At 43.9% G+C, this 3821-nt stretch carries 4 protein-coding genes; 2 read left to right on the top strand and 2 right to left on the bottom strand.

What is annotated here, in order from left to right; all coding sequences use genetic code 11:
- Positions 1-97: 97 nt before the first annotated feature.
- Both C7B77_RS25820 and C7B77_RS25825 read right to left on the bottom strand, forming a co-directional pair.
- Positions 98-862 carry a peroxiredoxin-like family protein gene (locus tag C7B77_RS25820; RefSeq protein ID WP_106311734.1) on the bottom strand — a complete coding sequence of 255 codons (765 nt, stop codon included), beginning with the start codon at positions 860-862 and terminating at the stop codon, positions 98-100.
- A gap of 167 nt (positions 863-1029) precedes the next feature.
- A complete protein-coding gene (locus C7B77_RS25825; RefSeq protein WP_106311736.1) occupies positions 1030-2262 on the bottom strand; it encodes a hypothetical protein in 1233 nt (410 codons plus the stop codon).
- A 110-nt stretch (positions 2263-2372) separates the two neighbouring features.
- Here C7B77_RS25825 and C7B77_RS25830 point away from each other — a divergent pair, with 110 nt between their 5' ends.
- Both C7B77_RS25830 and C7B77_RS25835 read left to right on the top strand, forming a co-directional pair.
- A complete protein-coding gene (locus C7B77_RS25830) occupies positions 2373-3131 on the top strand; it encodes an MBL fold metallo-hydrolase (protein ID WP_106311738.1) in 759 nt (252 codons plus the stop codon).
- A gap of 110 nt (positions 3132-3241) precedes the next feature.
- Positions 3242-3821, top strand: a 580-nt coding sequence (locus tag C7B77_RS25835; protein WP_106311740.1) for a hypothetical protein, incomplete at its 3' end; no start/stop codon positions are given.

Genomic DNA, 3821 nt, shown 5'->3' on the forward strand with positions numbered 1-3821 from the left:
GTACTAGTACTAGTACTATCCACTATTCACTATTCACTATTCACTATCCACTATCCACCAGACTCTAGTATCATCTGTTCTAATGCAAGGTGTACGCTTAGTTATTTAGAAACGATAATGGCTGGCTCATATTGGCAGCAAAACCGAGAATACCCCGATCGCGATGTTCGTAGAGTAACTCTCCACGATCGTCGAATAAGAAAGTCCCCCCGCGCTGAGTCAGATAAGTAGGATCGGGCACATATGTGTTCCAATTGCCAATTACCTCGGCCATATTTCGCAGCCGTAATGTTGCTAATTCAAACGGTCTTTGAAAACCATTTCCACCCGCCAACTTAAAAAATGAGCCTTCAATCGGCGGTAACGGTTTAGCCTTTACAACTTCTCCATCTTGAATTAATTGCGGTGCAGATCGATCGCCCGTGTACCCGCGAAACACCTCGCGCAGCGTGCCCGGACTGCCTATACCAGCACACATTAAAATAAGATTCAACCAAGCATTTCGAGCAGCATTAAACCCAGGTAATTTCAGCGATAACCCTGGATAAAGATCGAGCTGCGCGTGTAATTTAGCAGCAGGATCGACAAACAACCATTCGGGTGGAAATCCGGTAAATTCTGTGAATTTTAATCCCGCAGTTCGATCGCCAATTCCCACCATTCTAATTGTTAAACCTGTCTCTTCGAGTTGTTGGCGATCGCGTTGCAACCACCAAGCATATTCAAGGCTGTCGAAATCACCCAATTGCGGACAGACAATTACTAACAATCGTCTGGCTTCACAACCACCGAGCATCGGCACTATTTCACCATCGCTAACCCGCTGGCGATCGGTTTGTTGGAAGATTGAGTAAATATTCATGCAATTTATAATAGAGTGAGACTTTAAAATCGAAGTGAATAGTGAATAGTGGATAGTGGATAGTGAGCTTGCATCTACTAGCAATCGGTTATTGCTTTTAAAACTGGACTGTTAAACAGTCGTAGGGGTGGAGTGAGGGAATCGGATCGAGACTGACAAAGAGAAGTTTACGATCGATCTAGCCGCAATCGCAAACTCGATATTTGCTGCAAAACTTCAGCTTCAAGATCGGTAGGAATATTTTGGATATTAGCTAGATACCACTGGCAAACCTCGATCGCTCTGCCAATTTGCTGTGAAGATCGCAACCGACTGAGAATCCAGTTTAAACCGTCGAACTGAGCTTGTCCTGATGCTTGGATCGAGACAATTTTTTGAGCTGCTTCAACTTCATTCAGTTCGCTAAATCTTGCTACTAGATACATCAATAGATGCGAATCTTGTTCGATCGTTTTGGCGATCGCGACGGCTAGCTCGATGTGTTTGTTATCGAGAAGATAGATTACAAATTTTTTACGTCGCGGTTCGTCAGTTAATACTTCACAAGTATTTTTGACAAAATCTGCTTCTACGGGAAAATCGACAACTAAATTACTAAATAAATCTAACAGTCGGACATCTAGCAGCCGATTGGAAATTTGCAGTTCCATTTCTGTAAAATTACTAGTAATATTGGCAAGATAATTTTCATATAGCTCGATCGCTGCTCCATGTTGTCCTAATTCTGACATTTTATCGGCGATCGCACAGATACATCGATAGTATTCACGATCGCCACCGAGCGTTGGCAGAAGTTGTCGAGCTTCTGCAACTAAATTCATGCTCAATAATGTCCGAATTGTACTATCACCAATCGAACGATCTTGAGTAGATCTAGTAATGGCGATCGCTTCATTGATGCAGCCGATGTTTAATAGATACCGTACGAACTGTTGCCGATTCTCCGATCGAGCTAATAAAATATGTGCTCGACGCGTGAGTTCGCGTTCGTCTGGTAACTTAGTCGCTAATTCGATATACAACTCCAAAGCATCGGGATAACCTTTACGAATTAAGAATAGAATAAAAAATGGATCGCGATCGAGAATTAAATTCCAACCACTCTGCCAAAGCTGATATTCGGCTTTGTGGATCGCTCGATCTCGATAATATTCGGGACTGACTCTCCCCGCCATTTCACCATCTAAGGGCATCGCCGTTCTCGGTACGGCGACGCATCGCCCCTGCGTACTATTCGTTACAAATTCTTCAGGATTAGCACTCCAATAAACGCGCTCGTTACACACATCGCAGTGACGCACATTATCGAGATCTGTCGGAGCTAAACCATCCCACTTCTGCGTACAAATAAACTCAAACGCTTCGGGACAATTCCAAATTTCTGTCAATGAATTATTCACGATTCACTATCCACTATTAAGTGTGCCCCGATTGCAAGAGTAGAGAATATGGCAATCTCGATCGAGTCAGTGTTAAATTATATTAAGTATATGTCAGATCTAAAAACTTTATGCAACTTACCTGGCTCGACAGTAACTCTTGGCTCATCGAACTGGGCGGTAAAAATATTTTATTAGACCCTTGGCTGGTGGGCAATCTTAGCTTTGGCGACCTACCGTGGCTGTTTCTAGGTACCAAAACAGTCGATCGACCCATACCCGCGAATATCGATCTAATTTTACTATCCCAAGGACTGCCCGATCACGCCCACATCCCTACTTTAGAAGTCTTGGATCGATCGATCCCTGTCATCGGTTCGCCCAACGCGGCTAAAGTAGTCCAAAAACTCGGCTACCAACAAGTTACCGCCCTCGCTCCAGGCGAAAGTTATCGCTTTGCCGAGATCGATATTAAAGCTGTCCCTGGCTCGCCAGTAGGCCCCACCGCGATCGAAAATGGTTATATCTTGCGCGCAGATGATACCAGCCTTTACTACGAACCCCACGGCTATCACTCGCCGACGCTTGCCCAAGAACCGGAGATCGATATCGTCATTACCCCATTAATCGATCTCAAGCTGCCGCTACTCGGTGCTGTCATTAAAGGGAAAGCCAGCGCACTGTCACTGTGCGAACTCCTCAAACCCAAATTTATCGTGCCCACAGCCGCTGGTGGTGATATCAAATTCGAGGGGTTACTGATGTCGATTTTGACAGCAGAAGGTAGTGTTTCCGAGTTCGCAGACTTACTCGCATCCAAGTCTCTAGCTACTAAAGCGATCGAGCCTAAACCCTGGCAGCCTTTTGAGTTGACATCGATCTCTGTTTGAGCCAAATATTATCAACATATATTACAAAATACTATGTTCTGTGATGTAAATACTGTTTTTCACTTCAAGGAGGTTACAATCATTTTGTAACTTACTTGAAGTAAAAAGATATGCTGGTCTCTACCTTTGAAGTATTGGTTAAACCACAGCTACCAAGAGCATCAGATTTGCCTCCTGGGGTTCCCGTTCCACCAGGATTGGGAAATCTCAGCCGAAATGTTCTCCAGGGTTATTTTTTGACTATTGCCAATGTTAACTTCTTTCCAGTAACAGTCTCTGTTGTGTTTACGCTCAAATTCCCTGAAAATCCTGGGGGTGCAATACCAAGTCCCGTAAACTTTGATGATTTTCTCAATGCTGTTGATATTTCGGGCGTCAATTTGTTTGCAGCTAATCCATCCGCAAAGTTAGTTCCAGAAGTTGTTCCCCAAAATAATAAGGCACGGATTACGTTTACATTGCCTGAGAACGGAACGGGATTACTAATCTTACAACCAAATATTCTCAATTCTCAAATCATTACCGATGCCAATTTTGAGGCTCGCGGTTATGTAGAAATTTTCTTATCATCCCTTTCTGGTTCCGATGAAGCTACCTTACTCATCACACCAGAGCAACGCGGTACCTTCTTTAAAGATCTCAATGGTGCGACACCAGCAGAGGTAGGTCTGGATCAGATTGCCTATGCTC

The organism is Chamaesiphon polymorphus CCALA 037 (genome assembly GCF_003003845.1).
GTDB classification, from domain to species: Bacteria; Cyanobacteriota; Cyanobacteriia; order Cyanobacteriales; family Chamaesiphonaceae; genus Chamaesiphon; species Chamaesiphon polymorphus.